The organism is Halobacteriovorax vibrionivorans, from assembly GCF_003346865.1.
GTDB classification, from domain to species: Bacteria; Bdellovibrionota; Bacteriovoracia; order Bacteriovoracales; family Bacteriovoracaceae; genus Halobacteriovorax_A; species Halobacteriovorax_A vibrionivorans.
Genome location: NZ_QDKL01000002.1, coordinates 534,411 through 555,526, shown reverse-complemented (window position 1 = coordinate 555,526; position 21,116 = coordinate 534,411). Strand labels below are relative to the sequence as shown.

Sequence of the window (21,116 nt, the reverse complement as noted above, 5' to 3'; positions counted from 1 at the left end):
CATGAAGAAAACAAAAGTAAAAGTAGACAAGATGGACTGCCCTTCGGAAATAAAAATGATCGAAGGATTGATGGAAAACTTAGACCCAAGCGTGAAGATGGTGTTTGATTTAGAGTCTAGGACTGTGCAGTTTTATCATAGTGTAGATAAAGACCAGATACTGGACTCTTTAAAGGCTATTTCTCTTCCCGGTGATTTAATAAGCTCTCAAGAGGTTTTAGATCATGATATTCCAGATATCGCTCCTAGTGTAGAAGCGAAAACGCTAAAATACTTACTCGGTATAAATTTTACGATGTTTGTTGTTGAGATCATTTTAGGGTTTTATGCTGAGTCTACTGGGCTTCTTGCTGATGGGCTAGATATGCTGGCTGATTCATTTGTGTATGGTTTAAGTCTTTGTGCCGTTGGAAAGTCAATTGCAATGAAGCATAAGGCGGCATATTTTAGCGGAATTATGCAAATCTCTCTTGGCCTGCTTTGCTTGGTCGAGGTTGGTAGAAAATTCTATTTTGGAAGTGAGCCACTGTCTAATTATATGATCGTGGTTTCAGTAATTGCACTTATCGCTAACCTTTGGTGTCTTATTTTGATTCATAAGCATAAAGACGGAGAAGTTCACATGAAGGCCAGCTGGATATTTTCTGCTAATGATGTAATCGTTAATACCGGAGTGATTTTTTCCGGCGTTTTGGTATATTTTCTTAAGAGTAATGTTCCTGACCTTGTTATTGGAGGAATTGTCTCTCTTGTTGTAATCAAAGGTGGCATTAGCATAATTAAGCTATCAAAAATTAAGAAAGCAGAGCCTATAAAAGAATCATGTTGTTCAAGTAACTGTGATTAATTAGTCATTTTTTATAAAACTTTCTAATGAATGCTGATGATGGTGAAAAGCATATCGCAGATGTTAAAACAGTACATGGTTCAGTAATAGAGTTTCAACACTCATTCATTACAAGCGAAGAAAGGTTATCAAGAGATAATTTTTACCCAAAGTTGGTATGGGTCGTTGATGGCCTCCGTAGGAAAAGAGATAAGGAGCAATTTTTTAATGCTCTAAAAGATGGTGTACAGATTACTCCTAATCCAATGCTGATGAAAATATATACCGAGGAAAGCAGGATTCTTAATGAATGGAGTAGTAGTAAGGTTCCCGTGTTCTTTGACTTTGGAGAAGAGCAAAGAAATTGGTGGTTATTGCCATTTAAAGAAGGGGGGTGGTCTTACATTGTCCCGTTCAGTAGACAAAACTTTATAGATTTTAATTTAGGAAAAACGAGAGATGAATTTAATAGCTTTCTAAGAAATTTTATTCAAAGTTACAAACAGTTATTTAACCGAATAGAAGCTAATAGAAGAAGACAGCAAGTAGTAATAAATTCTAGAAGAAGATTTCTCCCCAATCATGTTCTAAGAAGATCAAGACGTCTTTAATTGCGATCAGTGACTTGCCTACACTTATGATTAGTATTAAAATGAACACACCCAAACGTTACACAAAAGAGTAGTGATAACGTTTATCGAAAGTATGGGCCGTCGTGGCTATTTTGGCTACACTTCGCTTTGTGACCTTAATGAAAACAAAGCTTTGCAAGTCTGTCGGCACCTCCACCAGAACCTAGTAACTCATTGAAGTTAAAGACTTTTTTCTGGTGGTTTTGCCCGATTGTGGCAAAATTGTGGCAGAGTTAAATGCTTATTAACCTTTTAATTAACTCGTTGGCCCTTTGAACATCAAGTCGACCTGATGACCTTTTAATGGATAATGTTGTTATAAAATAATTTATTACCCATTGATATTTATCAAAAAAATCTGGAACTTTGAGATTGTTTTGTAGGTTCTCAATAACCTTGTCTATTTCTTGGGTTGATTTTGTATCAATTGAACTCATGTAATCAATGAATAAATACACATCACTTGCGATTCTGTGTGATTCTTCTGTGAAAAACGATGATGTTTTCCATTTAAATATTACGTTATTTAATGTTCCGTTATGTCCACCTCGATTGACATTATCAATGAAGGTCGTTCTATCTACTTCTCCGCAAGGCTTTAGGACAGTACCATCTATAATTATTCGCGGGAATTTCGCAAACTTCAGCTCTTGCTTGTAAGCCTTTATTAGGGAACGACCAAAAGCAATAATACCGTCTTGTTCATTGTTGGAATTAACTGGAATGATGTCGAAGTCTCCATAAGAAATACCACCACGTAGCCATATATCGTGTATTGCAAGATCAAGTTGAAATTGGGATATCGCTGAACAAAAGTTCTTGAAAATGCTTATGTTCTTAGATGGGTCACTGTTAGCCTTAACTGATATAACTAATGAATCGCTAAATCCAAAAAACTGTAAATTTAATGTACTTTTCTCATTTGTTTCGGAGTTCCAATATTGTCTTAGATTTGAAAAAATTTCAGTATATTTCTTTAATTTATCCTTATTATCGTTATTGATTAAGTTTTCGAAACCAAGGATGTCAATGAAGCAAACAAAGTGATTATTATTAGTGCTATCCATAATGATTATAAAGAGATTACACTCTTTTTTTCTCCTTTAGCTCCTGAGCCTTTTTATATAAGTAAGATTCTCTATTATTAAATGCAGATACTCTTGTTGCATTAGAGTTACGCTTTAGTTTTTCATTGTCATTATTTATGATTCCATCAAGGTCTACAACTTCTTCATAGCTAGAGTCTAGGAAAGAATCAATAATGTCAGGACTGTTCTGGAAGCTCTCTATTAGGTGTGGAAAGGCTGCAATTAGTTCAATTATTTTATTTATAATTTTCTCTGTAAGAACTTTGTTTGATAAATGATATGCACCTTGATGAAAAGCATCTGACTCATAGGATTTTAATTCAAAATCTAATAGTTTTATAATCTGATCTTCGTATTTAGATACATTGTCTGAAAAGTATATAAGTAAACTATGATATGGATCTGGTGAGTATTGATTATGAAAATAAGAGATCTTATTTACAAATGATAGTAATATTTGATCAATGTTTTCATCATTTTTTATATTTGAAAGACATTCAATTAGCTGTGTTAAAGATCTTTTGTTTTCTTCTGAGGAGCTGGCGAAGAGTCTATCGATATGCTCATTTAACATATTAAAGCATGTTGGGTCACACTTATTGTGTAAGATTAATTTTAGTGAGGTTGCACCATAGTCATTTCGGTAACTTTTTGCACTTAGGTAATTTGTAAGTAAATCAATCATATCAATTTTCTTTTGCTGATTAATTAATTCGAAAATTTTCTTCTGAATATGTGATTCAATTTCATCCTTCAATTCTTTAATCTCTTTTGCCGAAAAAAACTGTTTAATGCTAAAAAAGATAGTCATGAATCCTAAGACAGCTAGAAGTATCGTTATAAAAGTCGTTTGTGATGCGATTCTTGACTCTGCTCTTAAAAGAAGTTCTTGATCAAAACTTGATAAAGATTTGTAAAAATGCTCTTTGTCATTTGATTTTTGTTCTATTTTTTTCGTGTTAATATCAATAGACTTTTGTAATTCTTTGATCTCTTTAAGTATTGAGCTGTTGCTTGTTACTTCATTATTTTTTGCCATATTTTCCAACTGATAATTTTTATAAGTACTAATCGACAAAACAAGCCAGCTACTTAAATAAAATTAGTAGCTGGCAATGATTAAAATGAAATAAACTCACACGCTCGTTGCATGAACTTTTTGTCCAAGTGAGCGTATGTCATTGTTGTCTGAATTTCGTTGTGACCTAAGAGCTGTTGTAGCACGTAGATGTTACCGCCATTCATGACAAAATGACTTGCAAAAGTATGTCGTAAATCGTGGAGTCGAATGATCTTAGACACGCCTGAATTGATTTGTGAGGGCTTAAAGTTTCTCTGAGTGATATGATCGTAGTGAACTGGAGTTCGATCTTCTTTTGAGAAAATAAATTGAGCTCTCATTTGTGATTTAAGACGATTTTCGAGTATGGCTAGGAATATGGGCAGAATACACATAAAATTGCCAATGGTAAAAACTTTGGATCTTTATAAATTATATAAATTAATGCTTCAGATAATTGAATTCTTTAAACTTAAAGAAGTACTGCTAAATAATAATATTTAGTTTTTAATATAAATACTTATTATTCGTTAAAATATAACTTCTAAAAATTTTTAGGAGTGTTGTTATGTGGACAAAATTTCAATTTGAACTCGCACTGGAGAAAACTGCTGAGGACTTTTATTTAAATGGTGCTTCTAACTTTGCAAAACTTAGAAGTGGAAATTCAAGTGAAAATGAGCAGTATTTTAAAAATGTTGCAAAGAGTATAAGGGAGCAACTTGGTTGCCAGCAAATACTACTTAAAAGTGGAGAATGCCCAGATTCTGGTATTTTTGGTGAATTTGATTATAAGCATGAGGAAGAAGTTAACTGGGAGCTAGTCAAAACAAATCAGCTAGTTGCATTACAGGTAGAAGGTGCAAATAAGCAGGTTCGATACATTGAATTAGACGCAGGAATCTTAAAAAATGTAAGCCTTCCAATTTATTCAAAATATTCCAAAAAAATAAAAGATAAACACAACTCTATAAAAATTTTTCTAAATGAACTAATTAATCAGAATGACTTTTACGGTGTTGAATATAAAGCATCAGAGAGTAAGTATGAAACTTCTATAAATGTAGCGTCTTTTAATTCAACGTGTCCTAGTAAAACAAAAACAAACAGCTTGAAATTAAAGTTGATACATAACTTTAAAGCTTCAGGTAGATTTAAAGTAAATGGATTCAAGCTAAAGTCGTGCACAGTAGAGGTAATGATTAATTTTAATGTATATTATTTAATCGTAAATGATTATCCGAATGGACGACTATCTGAAATTAAGCAAGTATTTGTTTGTGATGGGGGATTCTTTGCTCCAAACATGAGTGAAGATGAAGCTAGTAAATTATCAAAAGAGATAAAACCAGATGAGTTAGGGAAAGAGTATAATCTCTATAGAGTAAAATTAAGATATAGGCCATTTTTTGATTCAAGAACAATAAAGGCAAATGGCTTTGGTTTGTATACTTCTTGGGATCCAAAGATACCTGGAGCAATAGAAGAAGAGAAGCAAAGAGAAGAGGTCTTAAAAGAAGTCAAGAGAGTACAACAAAATTTTTCAGATGTTGTAGGAGAAGAACAAGAGACTGAAGTTATTGAAGGGACGGAAGATAATCCTGATAATGTTATCTATTTATCTTTGAGACAAGATAGAATTAATAAGAGGGCGGCTTAGATTAAACCGCAACCTCTTTATTATAGTGAAATGCATTCTTTTTAAAGTCTTGAACCGTTTGTATGTCGACAACTTTACCTTCTATGGAGTCGATAAGAACTTCTCCAATAGCTTTGGCCATCAATACTGGAACAGCATTTCCGATTTGTTTAAATACTGATGTTGTACTACCAAAGAATTCAAAGCTACTAGGAAATGATTGTATTGACGCTGCTTCACGAGCAGTTAAATATCTATTTTCAACAGGGTGAAAGTACATTGTTCTAGATGTCAAAATTGTAAAGGAAGGTGAGTTAAAAGATAAACGTTGTAGTTTTGTTTGTCTAAATCTTCCTTCTCTTAGTTCATTCCAATCAACATCATAATATAAGTTTTTAGGAAGTAGTTCGATTTGGTCTCTTTCGTATCTAATTCCTCTACCTTCCGGAATATGTTTTAGCCTTTCTCGATCTAAGTCATTTTTTACTTGTGCTGTTTTTGGATCATTATAAGTTGCATTCTCTTTAATAGTACTGAAAGCATCTTTTACAGTTCGAGTGGGCTTCTTTCCTCTTTCTCCATGTGTTACGATAGGGAAAAGGTGAGTATATTCTTCCTTAAGTCCAATTATAATAGTTCTTCTTCTTTTTTCTGGTACACCATATTCATCAGATGAAAGAACTCTTGCTTGAAGTTTATATCCAATTTCTTCAAATATTGAAAAAATCTTTTCAAGTACATCTTTGTTCTTATTCGCTAATAAGCCCGTAACATTCTCAATTACAATCCCTTTAGGATTTAAATGTTTCACGATTCTCACAAATTCTAAAAATAGAAAATTGCGAGGATCATCTGCCTTACCCTTTCCTACAGTTGAGAACCCTTGGCAGGGTGGCCCACCGACTACAAAGTCAACCTCTGTATAATCAATAAGCTTATCAACCTGCTTATTATCAAGCTCTCTTACATCCCCACAATAAGTCTCAGCATATTTGTGATTGAGTTTAAAAGTCTCAATAGCATCATAATTATGGTCAATACCAAGTAGACACTTCATACCAGCTTGTTCTAGCCCATAAGAAAGTCCACCACATCCACTAAAAATATCAATAAACGTATATTCTTTTTTCATAAATTAATTTTCTCATTGATTGAAAAATTGGCCAAGACTGTAAGTTATGCCGGCCTTGACAATCCATTTAGATATTTAAAGTCAGATATTTAAAAATATACTTTTCTGTAAAGTTAGTTATTAAAAACTACTGAAAACAATATCAATGAATAAATACAGTTACTTATAATATAAAACTGTGTTGTTACTTAAGTTATTGAAATTGCTTAAGTCTTAAGGCTTTGGTTCCGACCTGTAGGTTAAATATATCAAAGTGAGGAAGTAATTATGGCCAAGAGGTTTGATTTCACATCTGTGTATGAAGATGAAACATGGACTGTTGTTTTTGATGATAACGAAGGAATACAAGATCGATTTTATGAAATTGTAAAAGATGAAATTAATAAAAGTCAGTTTCCTGGTCTTGAAGTCAGTATTGAAGAGTATATTACAGGTGGAATATTCTTTAATAAAGAGTCGACAAAAATGTTATGCGTAAAAGCGCAAGATTCAACATTTGAACAATTTGAAATTTATTATAGAGCACAAGTTTTTGGTAACGTTGTGATCTTTACAAGAATGGAATGCATGGAAAGAGGCTTTTTCAGTATTCTTGCAGGTAAGAGTGGTAACGAACTGAAGGCGGCACTTAGGTTGAAGTGTAAAAACATGGCACAGTACGAAGAGTTTATTGCAATTGATAGTCTTGCAGATATTGTATTCCGCTGTGCTCTCCAGAGAGTTGATCCTGAGTATCGAGAAAGAAAGGTATTAAATTTAAAAATAGCTTAAATTCAGAATCTTGTTTTTTTCACTTTGACGTAACGTCTAGGAGAATAATCGAGAGGAAATATTAAGTGTTAACTAGAAAGAGGTGAGTGTAGTATGGAAATAGAATTGGGTCATATTGGAATTATTCTTCTCGATCATTCAAAAACGAGATTAAGTAAAGTAATTAAAAAAATTAAAGGTAGCGATTTTAATACGAGTAAATTAGTAAAAGAAGAAATTGTTGATATATTACAAAATCAAAGTTTAGAGACCTTATTTCTTGCTTTTGATGGAGCAATATTTGCACGTAATTCTGTCTATCATTTTGTTAAATTTGGTCGTGATGCAGAAATGAAAAAAGTAAGAAAATCGAGTGAAAAGTTTTCAAAAAATATAAATGATTTTGTAAGTTTAAAAGCTGAAGGAGTCAAGCCTTTAAGAATGAAGAAAGAACCTACTTTATTGAAAGTTTTTAATGGTAAGAAAGGGGTACTCTACTTTCTATTTGGTAATAAAGGAAAGCATACCTATATTAGGCAAAACTTTAAGTTAAAAAGAATTAATGAGCCTTGTTATGATCTTTGTGTGTGGGATTCATCAACTTCAATATTACAAATTCGTAGTGCTCACAATACACAATATTATATAAATTACTTTAAAGAGGCATTAACAAATAGCCCAGCGCCTGTATATGACTTGTTGGAAGTTACAGAGGATAATTTTAATGAATTTGTAGAAGGAATTAATGGAAAGGTGAGGTCTGTAAAAGGGAAGGATCCTTCTAGGACAAAAGAGTATGTCCAAAAGGACTACATGTCTCGTGCAGATATTGATATAAGAAATGTTGATTCTTATGATGATGACTTAGATGGTTATGATATATTGAGTCATGGAGTAGATTTTTCGTGGAATTCAAAACAATACACAATATATGTTAGCCTTAAGAAAGGGTCTTTTTGGTTAAGAAAAGGAGACCCTTCAGAGGGGCTTTTAAAGTATTTACAGGATGTGATAATTGAGCTTGCATAAAACTGAAAAAATAATTGAATTTTTAAAAGAGCAAGATAGGGATTCTTTATCCTTAATATCCCTTATTAATGAATTTGAAATATGTAAAGATGAGGCATTAGTTGTTTATAATAATATAAAATCATTAAATATATATGATGAATATTACTACATAGATTGTCCTAGATGTGGAGCTATTAATGAAGATGGTGAAAGCGTTTATCTTGAAATCAATGATATAGAGAGAACGTGTAGTTATTGTGATAAAGTCTTTGTAAGTAATTCTTCAAATATAACTTATGCTTTATATAAAAGTAAAAAAAAAAAAGTACAAGAAAAAGTACGAACCAAAAAGAAGTTAAAGCCTACAGTAAAGCGTTTCCCATCAATATTTGAAAAGTGTCTAGAAAATCCAATTGATGATTTTTTAAAGTTGGTCAAGAACGATAGTTTGATATGGCACCTTTCTGATCTGCATTATGGTAATACTGTAAGTTTTTTTGGATTGTTAAAATCAAAATGCTTTAAGCAGTCATGGGAAATCTTTCTTTCAAAGGTTCCATTTGCTAGAAAGGTATTTTTTAAACTTTTTGGAAAAATAGTGAATCCTGGACATTCTATATATTTAGAGAATGAGTTCTTAAGCTTATTAAAATACATTGAAAATGATGAACAAATATTTTGCATTACTGGAGACTTAACTAAAACAGGCGACTTAAAAGAAGTTATTGAATATGTTAATTTTAGAAATAGGCTTTCTGAGAAAGGAAAGGTTTTAGAAGTGCCAGGTAATCATGATTATTGGGTAGGTAGAAGCTTTGTTTTTAGACTTTTTGACAGTCTTTTCAATAATATTTCGCGAAATAAAAGTACAACAAATGCATTGAAAGCTTTTTTTGATAACAAAATATTTTTAAACTTGGAAACAAATCCTATTTCATGGGAGCAATTACAGTTTAAGAAAAAAATGATTAACTTTCTATGTATAGATTCTAATTTTAGACATAAGAAAGCTATCTCACAGGGGATATTTCCGTTAGATAAAGAGTTTGAAATTAGAAAAAATACTTCTGCAAATTTTGATTTTAATATCGTTCTACTTCATCATCATATTGATGATTATTTGGATGATTGTGAATCAAATTCAAAGTATTTGAAAGAAGTCTTAGCAATGAGAGTTGTAAACTCCTACAAATCATCTAAATTATTGAGAGCTATAAATGTTGACTTTGTTTTGCATGGCCATAAGCATAAGCAGGATTATAAACACTTAGTTGGTGATCAAAAGGTCGGTACTGTGATCGCATCACCTAGCCTTTTTTTAGATATTTATTGCCCTGATGAGCGTAAAGTTTATCATGAAAGTGAGTATATTGGTTTTAATATTATACATCTGTTAAATAATAAATTGTATCTATTACAAATACGGCTAATTGATGGTGTATATAAATTATTTAAAGTTGATGAACTCGGAAAATGTCACTGTAGTTAATTTCTTGATATTTGTAATTTAAAGTATCATGAAAATATGGGAACAAGCAATTAAGCCTTTGTCTCCCAAGGTTAGTTGTAGAAGATATAAACTTTGAGCGTCTGTTATTGTGTTGCATTGCCCAGTGCATAAATATACAAAAGAGATACTCTATTATTATGAAAAATATTGATATTAGTGAAATTTCAAATGAATTAGAACAATTTGCAATAGATAGGGACTGGAACCAGTTTCATTCAATTAAAAACCTCGCAATGGCCTTGAGTGTAGAGACTTCAGAACTTGTTGAGATCTTTCAATGGATGAGCGAGGATCAATCAAACTCGATTGTCGATAATCCTAAGAAGTTTAAAGAAGTAGAAGAAGAAGTTGCTGATATATTTCTTTATCTTGTTCGTATCGCTGGAAAGCTTAATATTGATCTTGAGTCGGTGGCCAAAGCAAAAATACAAAAGAATTCAGAAAAGTACCCTGTCGAAAAAGCGAAGGGGAATGCAAAGAAATATACTGAGCTTTAGATGTCTTCTTTTAACTTTATAGCTGAAACATATCGTTTTACAGAAGATGATATTGAGCTAATTGATTCAAATTATCATGCAAAAGAATTATATCCAGTTATCTATATTCTTTTTGATGATAAGAAGCGAATTGCTTATGTAGGTGAGTCTACAAATATAAAGTCGAGGCTTAAAAGTCATTTAAAAAATAAAGAGAAAAATAAACTTACTCATTTTTACTTAATTTCGAGTGAGTATTTTAATAAATCTGCCGCATTAGATATCGAGTCTTTATTGATTCAGTATCTTCCTCCCGGAGCAAATTATCGCCTGTTAAATGGAAATCTTGGGATTGTTAACCATCAGTATTATCAACAACCAAAGTATCAAAATCTTTTTAGCAAAATTTGGTCTACATTAGAGTTAGATGAGAAAATATCTAAGAGTTTATTAGATGTAGAAAACACCGATCTCTTTAAATTCTCCCCATATAAATCATTAACTATTAGCCAATTTGAATCAATTAAGCTTGTGCTAAAAAGTCTTCTAGGAAAAACAAATTCAGTCTTTATCCAAGGGGCAGCAGGTACTGGTAAGACGATTGTTGGTGTGACACTTGTAAAGCTTCTGACTTGTTATCATTTATATGAAGAAGACGATTATAATTGGGACGACTTAGAATTAAAGTCTCTTATTGTAGAGTTGAAGTCGAAATATCCAAATGGATTAAATGTCGGCTTTGTCGTGCCAATGTCTTCTTTAAGACAAACTCTTAAGAATGTTTTTGCAGGTATATATGGTTTAAAGAAGTCCATGGTAATTGGCCCAAGTGATGTTGATAAGAAAGATTATGACATACTTATTGTAGATGAGGCCCATAGGTTACAAAGAAGAGTCGGTATTACAAATTATAAGAGCTTTGATGACTTTAATCGAAAGCACGGCCTTGGTAAGAATGGTCATCAGCTAGATTGGATTAATAAATGTAGTAAGAAGAAGGTTCTCTTCTATGATACTGAACAATCGATAAAGCCTGCCGATGTAAGACATGAAGATTTTGCAAAGCTAAAGAAGTCGAAAACTAGTACAGAGGTCCTACTTCAGTCTCAAATGAGATGTATTGGTGGAAATGGATATATTGATTTTGTCACAAATCTACTAAACTGCACTCTGAAAGCACCATTTCTCTCTAGCGCCTACGACATAAAGATCTTCTCAGACATGAATGAGATGGTAAAGGCGTTAGCTGAAAAAGAAAAAAAACATGGTCTATGCCGTATGATGTCTGGTTACTCTTGGGAATGGACTTCAAAGCATGATGATAAACCTGACTACGATGCAAAAATTGATGGTGTTGAGCTTACTTGGAATAGAGAGACCAAAGACTGGATTAATTCAACGACAGCTATGTCTGAGATGGGATGCATTCATACCGTGCAGGGCTATGACTTAAATTACGCGGGAATTATCTTTGGTGAAGAAATTGATTATGATGAAGAAAGTAATTCTATCGTAGTCGATAAATCAAAGTACTTTGATGCTAAAGGGAAGGTTAGTATCGAGAACCAGGAAGAGTTGAAGGATTACATTATTAAAATTTATAAGACCCTTATGTTTAGAGGGATTCGAGGGGCTTATATTTATGTTTGTAATCCGAGTTTGAAAAAGTATATTGAGCGATTTGTTTAGTAATATATTTAGTTATATTAAATAGTTAGTATGAGAAGATTGAAAGAAATTTATTCAAATGTATCCAAACCACAAATAAAACGACATCTTAAAGAGCTTGATAATATAGTCGAAAATCAAGGGGAATTTTCTAAGATATTTGATAAGGTTGTAGAAATCTTTAACGGTATTGTTTTGTGTAGAATAAAGCTTTCAGTTGTCGAAAAAAGAGATAATCCACTTTTTGGTATATTTAGGGCACGTGAAGTAGATGGTAGCTTTGATATAAAGGATCTTGATAGCTATTGGGCAAAGCCTCCTGAATTACAGCTTGATTATGGTAGATGCAACACTATAAATCATAGCGTTTTCTATAGTTCAAATTATAAACTGTCGACCCTTTTAGAATGTCGCGCAAAAGTTGGGAGTGAATGGGTTATAGCAGAATTTGAGAATATTGATGAAGCCTTTTTCGAAAGTGTTCTACTTGGTGGTTTTGGAAAAGTATTTGATCGAATGTGGGGGCACCAAGGAAGAATGGATTCTTTTTTTGATCATTTAAGTAAAAGTGAAAAAAAGAAGAATAAAATTCTATACAAATATATAAGTAGTAAGCTCAGTGAAAAAACAAATTCAAAAAAGAAGTATAAATTAACTTCTGCAATTAGTCGTTTCTTTCTGAAGGATAAGAGAAATTCTGCAAATGTTGAGTGTATAATATACCCTTCTATTATGACTAAGAGTCGATCGCTAAATTTTGCAATTGATCCTTATGTTGCTAAAGAAAAGCTTCGTATCGTTAAGCTATATCATGTACGAGTTTTAGATATAAAAGAAAATCATATTGATATCTTTCATATCAATAACTATGAAATTAAGTAGTTATTGATAAATTACTTTAAAATGTTCTTCCTATGCCACTCAATATTCCCAACACTTGGAAGTAATTCTTCATTTAGAATAAACCTTCCAATCGATTCACCAATATAAGGAGTAAAGAATGTATCATTCTTGCGATCAATTAGAATTGAATTACTAAGCTCAATTCTATAGTCAGAATTAAGTGTCCAGATACCACGATCAAATGTGTAGTGGTGAGTAGGGCATAGAGCGAGGCCGTTATGTTCGTTGCAGTCTCCGCCGCGAGCTTTCCATTTGATATGGGCTGCTTCCATTGAAAGCGCCGTGTTGTTTTTGAAATTAATCTTTAATCCACAACAAGCACATTGGTTACCGTAAAGAGATAAGATAAGCTTTGGAAACCTTGGATCTCTTTTTACTTTTGTCACTGTTGTCGTGATGGTTTCTTGGGTTGGAGCTTGAGCCTCTAGGTCAAAGACACCAAGTAATTCCCAAAGAGTTTCATGTAGGCTATCTGGGAAGTTATCCTCTGTTATATAGCGAATGAGGGCATGGATATGAGCTTTATTGTCTTTTAGCTTGTTGTAGACCTCATCACTGAAGCCAAACATCATATTGTTTTCTCTTGCTGTTGTAACAGAAGGAATACCACTCGCTCCTAATATTACTTTTTCGGGAATTGACGACCAAAATTTGTAAACTTTAGAGTCATTTTTAAGTCTCCATAAAGGATCTAACTCTTTTGGTGACGAGGTGAATTTAGTGAATTCTCTAATGATTGACCTTAACTTCTCGTTGTCACTGTTATACTCAATCCAACGGACATCACTTGCTGCTTTTACAAGGGCATACAAGATTGTGATAGGCTTGTGAGGTGCATAATAGTCTTTTGCACGTGCCTTATTAATATTTTCGTACCATTGGATAAATTCTTCCATCATAGTCACATTATATCGTCTAAATAGATTTGATGCGATTATAAATTTCTAGTATTCTAGTTATATGAATTACTACGACAAGAACAACCAAGAATTCATCGATTCAACACTTGATCTCGATCTCACAAGTCTATACAAACCTTTCTTAAAAGAAGTGAAGGCAGGAGGGGCTATCCTCGACATCGGCTGTGGGCCGGGGCGCGACTTAAAGTATTTTGTCGATCATGGATATAAGGCAGAGGGAGTGGAGCCGAGCTCGAAGCTTGCAGGCTTTGCTCGTGAGCATAGTGGTTGCGTCGTACATGAAGGCTTACTTCAAGACGTGAGTATTGAAGGAAAGTTTGATGGAATCTGGGCATGCGCTTCTCTTTTGCATGTGCCATCAAATGAACTTAAGGATGTCTTTTCAAAAATTTCAGATCTTATGAATGAAGATGCTGTTTTCTATTGTTCTTTCAAGTACGGAGAGTTTGAAGGTGAGCGCAAAGGGCGCTTCTTCAATGATCAGACTCTTGAGACGATTAAGGAGTTCTTGCCTCATGAGCTTACGATCTCAAAGGATTGGGTTACTGAAGATAAGAGGCCTGATCGTGATGAGAGGTGGCTAAACCTAATTTTGAAGAATAAGTAAACGCTTAGTTGTGATTATCACGAGCATTTTTTCTTTAGATTTTCTTGAATCGTTAATTCTAAGTCTCCGTTATCACTTTTGAAAAACACTGTTTTAGAATCTGTTCAAAATAGACGATACGTTTCTGTATAATTAGAGAGGAGAATGTATGAGTGATGAGCAATTAGATAGTGCCCGAGTTGAAAAAGTATATATAATTCAAAAGGAGTCACACTCTCGTGGCGTAGCTGCTGTGTTGAGCTTCTTAATTCCTGGTTTGGGTCAGTTATACAAAGGACAGTTTCTTAACAGTATTGCCTGGTTTTGTTTAACTCTTGCCGGTTATTTCTTTTTCTTTTTTCCTGGCTTAATCCTCCATCTACTTTGTATCTTAGGTGCTATGAGTGGAAAGAATAATGAGACTGTAGAAATAAAGCAATGAGATTGTTATGATCTATCATTTAAAGATTTCTACTTGTTTCTAAATATATATTCGTGTGCGAAAAAGACCATTGTTCTATGCAAAGCATCTAAAAGTTGCATTAATTTATGAAAAAGAGAATAGGATTTACATTGATTGTAGTTGCCACTGTTTTTTGGTTTGAGTACTACACGCTTGGTGGGCTGGGGATCGCTTTTCTCTTTATTGATATTTGTACTACTTGCTATCAATTATCAAATGAAAAAGATTAGGTATGATTTATAATGAAAAATAAAAAAGTATGCTTAAATTGCAAGCAAGAGATGAAACTGCCTTATTTCTTCAACAAGATTGAACTTAATTGTGAGAACTGTGAGCAAGAGTATATCTTTAAAAATGTATATTTAAAAAAGAAGTGGGGATATTTCTTAATTCTTTCTATATGTTATATCTCTCTTCAATTTATATTCAAAAATGAAAATATTAATAGCATCCTCTTCTTCATATATTTCTTCATTATTTTGTTGATTAATAGTTTTATGAAAGAAATCGTACAGATTGAAAAGAATGTTTAAATTATGGATATTGATAAAACAACAAAACATGCACAAGCTCGTTTCTTTTCTCGCTATGGCTGTGAGATTACGGTTGAGGAGTTAAGGTACATTCAAAATATGCTAAGGCATGAGTTAGGTGATACGCAATATATTGGTCGAGTTAAGCGTGGAGAAGAGGACTCATATCTTAGCTGTTATCATGGAACCTATGAAGGCATTGAGTTCTTTGCCTTATGTGATCCGGAGACTCTAGTTATTGTAACTTTCTTAAAAGAAGATCAGATCAGCCATTTTGAAGAGATCGAACTCTGATGGTTTTTTGTGCACTGTTTACGTAAAAGTCTGCTGGAGCCTTTTTTTCATGGTTTTTAGAAGGATTAATTAAGAAGTATGACTATGATTTACTATTTTTACATGAACTTAATTTACGCAAATGCGGCTCTTTTTGTATTTATTCTGATAGGTTATCTTTTTGAAAAAGGTTCAAAAAAGAAGAGAAATATTGAGTTATTACTAAAGGTTCAGTTTTTTTCATTTTATTTTGCACTCTTTTTATCATTACCAAATCTATATTTTAATTTAAATATTGTAAAAATGACAAATCTTAATCTATTAGATTTCTCTGCTGCAATATTAGTTACATTGATCTCACTGTTAGGTTGTTTTATTGTGGAGTTTATAGATTCTAACTATAGTTCTCTTACGGACTTAAGTATTATTGAAAGAGCTAATTTAATAATTATAGGTGTGGGCTTAAGTATATCAATGTTTTATTTGTTCAATGAGATCATACCAAAGAAGGATGAGTGGAGTGTTTTATTATTTTATATGTATATTTGGATTACTGATCTATTGATATCAATTAAGTTATCTCGTACACTTAGATAAGACCTTATAACTAATTATAGCTAGGATTAAATAACCATGGAAGGAAATGTAAGAGACCACATTGAAATAGGCGAGCGAGTTCGCATCGTCTTAAAGAAAGATCAGCGCACAGGTGAGTTAACAGAAGGTATTGTAAAAGATATCCTGACAAAGTCAGATTATCATCCACATGGGATTAAGGTTCGTCTTGAAAGTGGTGATGTTGGGCGAGTTAAGGAAATCCTTGATTAATAAAGCTGGGACGCATATCGAAAAGTATGCAGGAACTTTTATATGAAAGAAAATTATAATTTAGACTTTTCAAAAAACTTAGCTATTAATACTTCCGAGATGGATTGGGTAAAATCTCCTTCACCAAATGTATTAAGAAAACCTTTAGAAAGAGAAGCCAAAGAATCTGGTCATACGACATCAGTGGTACAGTATTTACCGAACTCAAAATTCAGTGAACATTCACATCCGCTAGGGGAAGAGATCTTTGTTTTAGAAGGGGTGTTTTCTGACGAACATGGTGACTATCCGGCCGGTACTTATATTCGAAACCCGCCTGGATCATCTCATTCACCTTTTAGTCGTGAAGGCTGTATTATATTTGTAAAATTAAATCAATTTTCTCCAGAAGATAAGAAAAGAATCGTAGTGGATACTAAAACAACTCAATGGCATCCAGGTCACGGAAATTTAGAAGTAATGCCTCTTCATCGATTTGGAACTGAGAGTGTCGCTTTGGTTAAATGGCCAGAGGGTGAGAGATTTATTTCCCATACCCACTTTGGAGGAGAGGAGATATTTGTCTTAAGTGGTGAATTTCGAGATGAACATGGCGTTTACCCAAAAGGAACTTGGCTTAGAAGTCGCCATCTCTCCAATCACCACCCTTGGGTTGAGAAGGAAACGATAATCTTTGTGAAAACAGGGCATTTAATTTAAATCGAAAAGCACCAAAAAAAAACGGTTTTACACTAACTAAAAAGTCTTAATCACCCTTTCGCGAGCTTCTGCGTCGAGGCTACCGACACTTCCGATACGATGTACCTTTTTAACTTTTATACCGCAAAAGCCAAGTATATCTCGTTTAAGGATTGTTGCGGCCGGGTCTTTTAGTAAGTAGCGTCTGTACCAGGCCAGCGCATCACTTAATAAGACAAGCTCTGCTGTTTTACCTGTGAGAAGCTTTTCTTGAACCATTTTTCCTTTGTGAAATTTGAAGGCAAAGCCAGGAAGAAGCGTTCTATCAAAGAAGCCCTTTAGGATTGCAGGATATGTTGACCACCAGATGGGAGTTGTGATGATAATATGATCACTTTTCTTGATTTGCTTTTGAGCGGATTCAAGGTCTGCTTCAAGGGTGTCAATTTTCTCTCGATCAGAATATCCCTTAAAGCTTATTTCAAAGTCAATTGACGCAAGATTTAATAGGGTTACATCGTGGCCTTTAGCAAGGTGAGTCTCATAGATTTTATTAGAGATACTTGTCGTAAAGCTTTCTAGGTCTGGATGTGCGTTAATAATTAATACTTTCATATGATTCTCCATTGAAATTTACTGTATTTTACAATTGGTAAGTATATAAATAAAATGAATATTGATAATTTTAGGTATTAATCATATGAATATTAGAAGTTTTGATCTCAATTTATTAGTTATCTTTAAAGACTTATTTAATACGTTAAGTGTAAGTCAGACGGCAACAAATCTTGGCCTATCTCAGCCTGCTGTCAGCCATGCTCTTAATCGTTTACGTGATAGTCTTAATGATGAGCTTTTTATTAGAACAGCTCGAACTTTTATTCCAACTGATAAGGCCATTCAACTCGGCTCATTTCTGGAAACTTATTTAAATGAGCTTGAGAGTAATCTCTTTGAACAAGAGGGGTGGGATTCTCATAATTCTAGCAAGGAGTTTAGGGTTTCTGGGACAGCTTTTGATTCATTTATGTGGGTTCCTAAGTTGATGGAGTCATTAGTAGAGAGCGCGCCTAAGCTTAAGGTTACGATGAAAGGGATTGTTCTTGAAGATTTTTTGGATCGAATGATAAGAGGTGAGATTGATTTAAGTTTTGCTGGAAACCTTGAAGAAATTAATAATTTTAGTGTCGAGACTCTTGGTATCCACGACTTTTGTATTATTGCGAGTAAATCCAATTCTCAATATAAAAAGAAGATCTCGCTGAAGCAGTATTTAAAGGCCGGCCATGTTCTCTATACTCCAACAGAGAAGCCTGGTAGTGATATTGATAATTACCTTAGTAGCATTGGCGAAAGCCGAAATATATTGGTTAAGACTTCATACCTTAATTCCATCCCAAGGCTTGTCGAGAAGAGAAATATGTTATCGATGGTTCCTCTTGCCTATGGGAAAACTGTGGCAAAGTATTTTGATCTCAAGCTATATGATGTCCCTTTTGAAGTGAGTCCATTTAAGCATCAGATGGTTTGGCACAAGAGCCGCCAAAACTCTTCTTCTCATAAATGGCTAAGGGATTATATCCGCGATAGTTATTGGGACTTTATTCAAGAAGTCAGTTAAGGATTTTTACAAATATATGCTATGATTTAAAAAATCATATTTAAGGAACTCAATGAGCAAGCCACAATTTATCTTCGTATGTACCAATCCTGGAAATGAAATACTTTTAAAAGAAGAAATTAAAATATTTTATCCTGAATTAGTCTTTAGTTTTTCAAAGAAAGGCTTTGTGACATTTAAGAATACTGGTGTTGAGTATGACTTAAAGACAATCTCACAGTTGCAACTGACGTTTGCTACTCGTAGTGGAATCTTCTTTGGGAAGTCGACGCCCGAGACTATCGCGCAAGATGTGAAGGCATCGGGACTTGATAGTGAAAACCATATGATTCATAGCTTTGAAATTGGTTGTGAAACTGATTTTGATGCAGCTAAGACTTTTGGCCGTGAGGTGAATGAGTATAGCGCCGAAGGTAAGATTGTCATCGATTTAATTAGCTTAGGACCAAATGAAATATGGTTTGGGGCCCATAGTGTAGCAAACGGATGCACGCGCTATCCAAATTCAATTGTTGACATAGAGACGCCTAAAAATGCTATTTCAAAGGGCCACTTAAAACTTGCTCAAATCGTTAAGTTATATGCTGTGAAATTATTCAAAGGAGACCTTTGGCTTGATTTTGGTTGTGCTCCAGGTGGAGCGGCCCAATATCTTTTGGATAATGGTTGTAAGGTTGTGGGGATTGATCCCGCTGAAGTGAGTCCAGTAGTAGGTAAGCACAAGAATTTTACTCATATGAAAAGGTCTGTACAAGATCTCTCTCATGAAGATTTACCGGAAGAGGTGCGTTGGATTCATGCCGATATAAATATAAATCCAAAACAATCTATTAAAGAGATCTTAAGACTTGCTAAGAAGTATAATCGCACACTTAAGGGAATCATTTTTACAGTTCAGGTTGTAAAGATGGAGTATATTGAAAATATCGAAGAGTTCGAAGATCAGTTTTACGATTGGGGATTTAATAATATCATTAGTCGCCAGGTTCCTGCGCATAAGAAAGAGTATGTGATTTTGGCCACTCGCTAAAGTAATTCTCGATTAATTAGTATTAATTTGATTTTGTGCTTTTCGTGTTATACCCTAGGGGGGTATGTTGATGGCATACGTTCCCATAGGAGAAATCATGAAATTATTTATAGCTTTTATATTATCTTTTAACGTTTTTTGCCATGAGTTAGAGTATCAAAATTACCTAAAGCTTCAGAGTTCATTAGTTGAAGGCAATCTAAATAATGCCTTAAAGTCTTGGAAAACAATGTGTGAGAAAGAACTTGGCCACTATGCTAAGGACTATAAGTATAATGACTGTGGCAAGAATATTGAAAGTGTTAGTGCTCTAAGAGACTCATTTAAACTTCTTTCAGAAATCTATATTAAGAATGGAAAGTCACTTGAAAATAGCGAGCTAAAGATCGTTAAATGTCCAATGGCAAAGGCCCGTTGGATTCAAAAAGGTTCTTCTATTAAGAATCCATATTACGGAAAGAAGATGCTTACTTGTGGTGAAATAGAGTCGTAAGAAGTATTACAAACTTCTTACTCTTTTATTTGATTTCCAAGCTTCTAAGAGGATTAAGCCGAAAGGCACCCACCAAATAAGATCATTAAAGATGATATTCCATCCAAACTTTAGAGGAAATACATCTTGCATGATTGAATGGATAAAACCGATAGGACCAAAGATCTTTCCAAGGAAGCCTACTAGAATAATTGGCCAATGCCTTATAGGGTTTGCTGCAGCAATGATATAGCCAAGGCCATAGACTGCGACGATCATTCCCACACATTGCCAAATTTGAGGGTAGGTTGGAATCTTTGCACCTGAAAGCTCAAAGGCCATGGTTGGAAAGAAGATCACCCAAGATCCCCATATGATATTATAAAGACCAGCTGCTATTAAAGTATATTTCATCCACTTCTTTTTCATTTTACTTTTTTCCCTTTACTCTATTTTAGAGATTATGATGACAAAAAGCAGAATACTTCTTGCTGTCCAAAAAACTGTACGGGCCCAATTTGAAAGAATGAGTTTGTCGATGCTTTGATCATATCTTTTACTTCCTAGCTTCTTATGAAGAGGCATGCTTATAAAGAAAGTTATCATCCAGATAAAAATGAGAAGAACGAGATTGATGATAAAGGCCATGTCTGGTTGCTTGATTGTAAGAAGTGTTGCTGTTGCTAATTCACATAGCATAAGAGGCAATACGATGAAGCTTATGGACTTAACATGAAATGCACTAAATGAATGAAAGCTCTTTTCATCGATAAATTTGAAAGAGGGGTAGTGAACAATTTGCACCATCCAGATGACACCACTCATGAGTAAGCATAGGGAAAAGTGAATAAGTGTTAACTCTTGCATTTCTAAGCTCCACGAAACTAATGATAAGTTTAAGTTGTCTTAAGTTCTTAATCAAGACTATGTGTATAGGCTTCTTCAGCCTTTTTTTTACCTATACAGTTAAGACTTTGCGAAATCGTTTAGTAAGCTTTAAATGATTTGTGATATGGT

At 33.6% G+C, this 21,116-nt stretch carries 27 protein-coding genes; 19 read left to right on the top strand and 8 right to left on the bottom strand.

Annotated elements, in window-relative coordinates:
* Position 1 precedes the first annotated feature (1 nt).
* Both DAY19_RS08510 and DAY19_RS08505 read left to right on the top strand, forming a co-directional pair.
* Positions 2-847 carry a cation transporter gene (locus DAY19_RS08510; protein ID WP_115361374.1) on the top strand — a complete coding sequence of 282 codons (846 nt, stop codon included), beginning with the start codon at positions 2-4 and terminating at the stop codon, positions 845-847.
* Between the two features lie 26 nt (positions 848-873).
* A complete protein-coding gene (locus DAY19_RS08505; protein WP_115361372.1) occupies positions 874-1,437 on the top strand; it encodes a competence protein CoiA family protein in 564 nt (187 codons plus the stop codon).
* Between the two features lie 254 nt (positions 1,438-1,691).
* Here DAY19_RS08505 and DAY19_RS08500 read toward each other — a convergent pair whose 3' ends face one another.
* From DAY19_RS08500 to DAY19_RS08490, 3 genes are all read right to left on the bottom strand, one after another.
* The gene (locus DAY19_RS08500) at positions 1,692-2,525 is read right to left on the bottom strand and encodes a hypothetical protein (protein WP_115361370.1); all 834 of its coding nucleotides are present in this window, start codon (positions 2,523-2,525) and stop codon (positions 1,692-1,694) included.
* A 16-nt stretch (positions 2,526-2,541) separates the two neighbouring features.
* On the bottom strand, positions 2,542-3,585 hold the full coding sequence (locus DAY19_RS08495; protein ID WP_115361368.1) for a hypothetical protein: 1,044 nt from the start codon (positions 3,583-3,585) through the stop codon (positions 2,542-2,544).
* 80 nt (positions 3,586-3,665) lie between these two features.
* Entirely contained in the window at positions 3,666-4,001 is a 336-nt protein-coding gene (locus DAY19_RS08490) for a tyrosine-type recombinase/integrase (protein WP_115361366.1), read from the bottom strand.
* Positions 4,002-4,174: 173 nt separating this feature from the next.
* Here DAY19_RS08490 and DAY19_RS08485 point away from each other — a divergent pair, with 173 nt between their 5' ends.
* Positions 4,175-5,266, top strand: coding sequence for a hypothetical protein (locus DAY19_RS08485; RefSeq protein ID WP_115361364.1), 1,092 nt, complete (start codon positions 4,175-4,177; stop codon positions 5,264-5,266).
* Between the two features lies 1 nt (position 5,267).
* On the opposite strand, the gene DAY19_RS08480 is transcribed toward DAY19_RS08485, so the two are convergent.
* Positions 5,268-6,377, bottom strand: a complete 1,110-nt coding sequence (locus tag DAY19_RS08480; RefSeq protein ID WP_115361362.1) for a DNA cytosine methyltransferase — start codon at positions 6,375-6,377, stop codon at positions 5,268-5,270.
* Positions 6,378-6,644: 267 nt separating this feature from the next.
* On the opposite strand from DAY19_RS08480, the gene DAY19_RS08475 reads away from it, so the two are divergent.
* The 6 genes from DAY19_RS08475 (at position 6,645) to DAY19_RS08450 (ending at position 12,674) form a co-directional block, all read left to right on the top strand.
* Positions 6,645-7,148 (top strand): hypothetical protein, encoded by a 504-nt coding sequence (locus DAY19_RS08475; protein ID WP_115361360.1) that lies wholly within the window; start codon positions 6,645-6,647, stop codon positions 7,146-7,148.
* A gap of 93 nt (positions 7,149-7,241) precedes the next feature.
* Positions 7,242-8,156, top strand: coding sequence for a hypothetical protein (locus DAY19_RS08470; protein WP_115361358.1), 915 nt, complete (start codon positions 7,242-7,244; stop codon positions 8,154-8,156).
* On the top strand, positions 8,143-9,627 hold the full coding sequence (locus DAY19_RS08465) for a metallophosphoesterase family protein (protein WP_115361355.1): 1,485 nt from the start codon (positions 8,143-8,145) through the stop codon (positions 9,625-9,627). Before DAY19_RS08470 ends, DAY19_RS08465 begins: the two co-directional genes overlap by 14 nt.
* A 158-nt stretch (positions 9,628-9,785) precedes the next feature.
* On the top strand, positions 9,786-10,145 hold the full coding sequence (locus DAY19_RS08460; protein WP_115361353.1) for a nucleotide pyrophosphohydrolase: 360 nt from the start codon (positions 9,786-9,788) through the stop codon (positions 10,143-10,145).
* Positions 10,146-11,813: a DUF2075 domain-containing protein gene (locus DAY19_RS08455; RefSeq protein ID WP_115361351.1), complete on the top strand. Its 1,668-nt coding sequence runs from the start codon at positions 10,146-10,148 to the stop codon at positions 11,811-11,813.
* Positions 11,814-11,843: 30 nt separating this feature from the next.
* Positions 11,844-12,674, top strand: a complete 831-nt coding sequence (locus tag DAY19_RS08450) for a hypothetical protein (protein ID WP_133296921.1) — start codon at positions 11,844-11,846, stop codon at positions 12,672-12,674.
* A gap of 11 nt (positions 12,675-12,685) precedes the next feature.
* On the opposite strand, the gene DAY19_RS08445 is transcribed toward DAY19_RS08450, so the two are convergent.
* Positions 12,686-13,594: a phosphorothioated DNA-binding restriction endonuclease gene (locus DAY19_RS08445; protein WP_115361347.1), complete on the bottom strand. Its 909-nt coding sequence runs from the start codon at positions 13,592-13,594 to the stop codon at positions 12,686-12,688.
* A gap of 61 nt (positions 13,595-13,655) precedes the next feature.
* Between DAY19_RS08445 and DAY19_RS08440 the strand changes: the two genes are divergently transcribed.
* From DAY19_RS08440 to DAY19_RS08410, 7 genes are all read left to right on the top strand, one after another.
* The gene (locus DAY19_RS08440) at positions 13,656-14,222 is read left to right on the top strand and encodes a class I SAM-dependent methyltransferase (protein WP_115361345.1); all 567 of its coding nucleotides are present in this window, start codon (positions 13,656-13,658) and stop codon (positions 14,220-14,222) included.
* Positions 14,223-14,370: 148 nt separating this feature from the next.
* Positions 14,371-14,643, top strand: coding sequence for a hypothetical protein (locus DAY19_RS08435; protein ID WP_115361343.1), 273 nt, complete (start codon positions 14,371-14,373; stop codon positions 14,641-14,643).
* A 107-nt stretch (positions 14,644-14,750) separates the two neighbouring features.
* On the top strand, positions 14,751-14,894 hold the full coding sequence (locus DAY19_RS15240; RefSeq protein WP_158536849.1) for a hypothetical protein: 144 nt from the start codon (positions 14,751-14,753) through the stop codon (positions 14,892-14,894).
* A gap of 306 nt (positions 14,895-15,200) precedes the next feature.
* Positions 15,201-15,491 (top strand): hypothetical protein, encoded by a 291-nt coding sequence (locus tag DAY19_RS08425; protein WP_115361339.1) that lies wholly within the window; start codon positions 15,201-15,203, stop codon positions 15,489-15,491.
* 102 nt (positions 15,492-15,593) lie between these two features.
* Complete coding sequence (locus tag DAY19_RS08420) at positions 15,594-16,067, top strand: hypothetical protein (RefSeq protein WP_133296920.1); 474 nt, start codon at positions 15,594-15,596, stop codon at positions 16,065-16,067.
* A gap of 36 nt (positions 16,068-16,103) precedes the next feature.
* Positions 16,104-16,298: a YwbE family protein gene (locus DAY19_RS08415; protein WP_115361335.1), complete on the top strand. Its 195-nt coding sequence runs from the start codon at positions 16,104-16,106 to the stop codon at positions 16,296-16,298.
* Positions 16,299-16,340: 42 nt separating this feature from the next.
* Complete coding sequence (locus DAY19_RS08410) at positions 16,341-16,997, top strand: cupin domain-containing protein (RefSeq protein WP_115361333.1); 657 nt, start codon at positions 16,341-16,343, stop codon at positions 16,995-16,997.
* A gap of 36 nt (positions 16,998-17,033) precedes the next feature.
* Here DAY19_RS08410 and DAY19_RS08405 read toward each other — a convergent pair whose 3' ends face one another.
* Entirely contained in the window at positions 17,034-17,591 is a 558-nt protein-coding gene (locus tag DAY19_RS08405) for an NAD(P)H-dependent oxidoreductase (protein WP_158536848.1), read from the bottom strand.
* 85 nt (positions 17,592-17,676) lie between these two features.
* Here DAY19_RS08405 and DAY19_RS08400 point away from each other — a divergent pair, with 85 nt between their 5' ends.
* The 3 genes from DAY19_RS08400 (at position 17,677) to DAY19_RS08390 (ending at position 20,120) form a co-directional block, all read left to right on the top strand.
* Positions 17,677-18,597, top strand: a complete 921-nt coding sequence (locus DAY19_RS08400) for a LysR family transcriptional regulator (RefSeq protein ID WP_115361329.1) — start codon at positions 17,677-17,679, stop codon at positions 18,595-18,597.
* A 52-nt stretch (positions 18,598-18,649) separates the two neighbouring features.
* The gene (locus tag DAY19_RS08395; RefSeq protein ID WP_115361327.1) at positions 18,650-19,627 is read left to right on the top strand and encodes an SAM-dependent methyltransferase; all 978 of its coding nucleotides are present in this window, start codon (positions 18,650-18,652) and stop codon (positions 19,625-19,627) included.
* A gap of 97 nt (positions 19,628-19,724) precedes the next feature.
* Positions 19,725-20,120 carry a DUF3347 domain-containing protein gene (locus tag DAY19_RS08390; protein WP_158536847.1) on the top strand — a complete coding sequence of 132 codons (396 nt, stop codon included), beginning with the start codon at positions 19,725-19,727 and terminating at the stop codon, positions 20,118-20,120.
* A gap of 6 nt (positions 20,121-20,126) precedes the next feature.
* Here the strand turns inward: DAY19_RS08390 and DAY19_RS08385 are convergent, their stop codons facing one another.
* Positions 20,127-20,528 (bottom strand): hypothetical protein, encoded by a 402-nt coding sequence (locus DAY19_RS08385; RefSeq protein ID WP_199506636.1) that lies wholly within the window; start codon positions 20,526-20,528, stop codon positions 20,127-20,129.
* 15 nt (positions 20,529-20,543) lie between these two features.
* Positions 20,544-20,966, bottom strand: a complete 423-nt coding sequence (locus DAY19_RS08380) for a hypothetical protein (RefSeq protein ID WP_115361323.1) — start codon at positions 20,964-20,966, stop codon at positions 20,544-20,546.
* Positions 20,967-21,116: the final 150 nt, after the last annotated feature.

What these genes read in the sequence shown, in the direction of transcription:
- DAY19_RS08410 (WP_115361333.1), top strand. Translation starts at nt 16,341, where the DNA reads ATGAAAGAAAATTATAATTTAGACTTTTCAAAAAACTTAGCTATTAAT.
- DAY19_RS08485 (WP_115361364.1), top strand. Translation starts at nt 4,175, where the DNA reads ATGTGGACAAAATTTCAATTTGAACTCGCACTGGAGAAAACTGCTGAG.
- DAY19_RS08405 (WP_158536848.1), bottom strand. Translation starts at nt 17,591, where the DNA reads ATGAAAGTATTAATTATTAACGCACATCCAGACCTAGAAAGCTTTACG.
- DAY19_RS08490 (WP_115361366.1), bottom strand. Translation starts at nt 4,001, where the DNA reads ATGTGTATTCTGCCCATATTCCTAGCCATACTCGAAAATCGTCTTAAA.
- DAY19_RS08455 (WP_115361351.1), top strand. Translation starts at nt 10,146, where the DNA reads ATGTCTTCTTTTAACTTTATAGCTGAAACATATCGTTTTACAGAAGAT.
- DAY19_RS08395 (WP_115361327.1), top strand. Translation starts at nt 18,650, where the DNA reads ATGAGCAAGCCACAATTTATCTTCGTATGTACCAATCCTGGAAATGAA.
- DAY19_RS08460 (WP_115361353.1), top strand. Translation starts at nt 9,786, where the DNA reads ATGAAAAATATTGATATTAGTGAAATTTCAAATGAATTAGAACAATTT.
- DAY19_RS08400 (WP_115361329.1), top strand. Translation starts at nt 17,677, where the DNA reads ATGAATATTAGAAGTTTTGATCTCAATTTATTAGTTATCTTTAAAGAC.
- DAY19_RS08415 (WP_115361335.1), top strand. Translation starts at nt 16,104, where the DNA reads ATGGAAGGAAATGTAAGAGACCACATTGAAATAGGCGAGCGAGTTCGC.
- DAY19_RS08385 (WP_199506636.1), bottom strand. Translation starts at nt 20,528, where the DNA reads ATGAAAAAGAAGTGGATGAAATATACTTTAATAGCAGCTGGTCTTTAT.
- DAY19_RS08450 (WP_133296921.1), top strand. Translation starts at nt 11,844, where the DNA reads ATGAGAAGATTGAAAGAAATTTATTCAAATGTATCCAAACCACAAATA.
- DAY19_RS08495 (WP_115361368.1), bottom strand. Translation starts at nt 3,585, where the DNA reads ATGGCAAAAAATAATGAAGTAACAAGCAACAGCTCAATACTTAAAGAG.
- DAY19_RS08380 (WP_115361323.1), bottom strand. Translation starts at nt 20,966, where the DNA reads ATGCAAGAGTTAACACTTATTCACTTTTCCCTATGCTTACTCATGAGT.
- DAY19_RS08470 (WP_115361358.1), top strand. Translation starts at nt 7,242, where the DNA reads ATGGAAATAGAATTGGGTCATATTGGAATTATTCTTCTCGATCATTCA.
- DAY19_RS08440 (WP_115361345.1), top strand. Translation starts at nt 13,656, where the DNA reads ATGAATTACTACGACAAGAACAACCAAGAATTCATCGATTCAACACTT.
- DAY19_RS08500 (WP_115361370.1), bottom strand. Translation starts at nt 2,525, where the DNA reads ATGGATAGCACTAATAATAATCACTTTGTTTGCTTCATTGACATCCTT.
- DAY19_RS08435 (WP_115361343.1), top strand. Translation starts at nt 14,371, where the DNA reads ATGAGTGATGAGCAATTAGATAGTGCCCGAGTTGAAAAAGTATATATA.
- DAY19_RS08475 (WP_115361360.1), top strand. Translation starts at nt 6,645, where the DNA reads ATGGCCAAGAGGTTTGATTTCACATCTGTGTATGAAGATGAAACATGG.
- DAY19_RS08445 (WP_115361347.1), bottom strand. Translation starts at nt 13,594, where the DNA reads ATGATGGAAGAATTTATCCAATGGTACGAAAATATTAATAAGGCACGT.
- DAY19_RS08425 (WP_115361339.1), top strand. Translation starts at nt 15,201, where the DNA reads ATGGATATTGATAAAACAACAAAACATGCACAAGCTCGTTTCTTTTCT.
- DAY19_RS08390 (WP_158536847.1), top strand. Translation starts at nt 19,725, where the DNA reads ATGAAATTATTTATAGCTTTTATATTATCTTTTAACGTTTTTTGCCAT.
- DAY19_RS15240 (WP_158536849.1), top strand. Translation starts at nt 14,751, where the DNA reads ATGAAAAAGAGAATAGGATTTACATTGATTGTAGTTGCCACTGTTTTT.
- DAY19_RS08480 (WP_115361362.1), bottom strand. Translation starts at nt 6,377, where the DNA reads ATGAAAAAAGAATATACGTTTATTGATATTTTTAGTGGATGTGGTGGA.
- DAY19_RS08510 (WP_115361374.1), top strand. Translation starts at nt 2, where the DNA reads ATGAAGAAAACAAAAGTAAAAGTAGACAAGATGGACTGCCCTTCGGAA.
- DAY19_RS08505 (WP_115361372.1), top strand. Translation starts at nt 874, where the DNA reads ATGAATGCTGATGATGGTGAAAAGCATATCGCAGATGTTAAAACAGTA.
- DAY19_RS08420 (WP_133296920.1), top strand. Translation starts at nt 15,594, where the DNA reads ATGAACTTAATTTACGCAAATGCGGCTCTTTTTGTATTTATTCTGATA.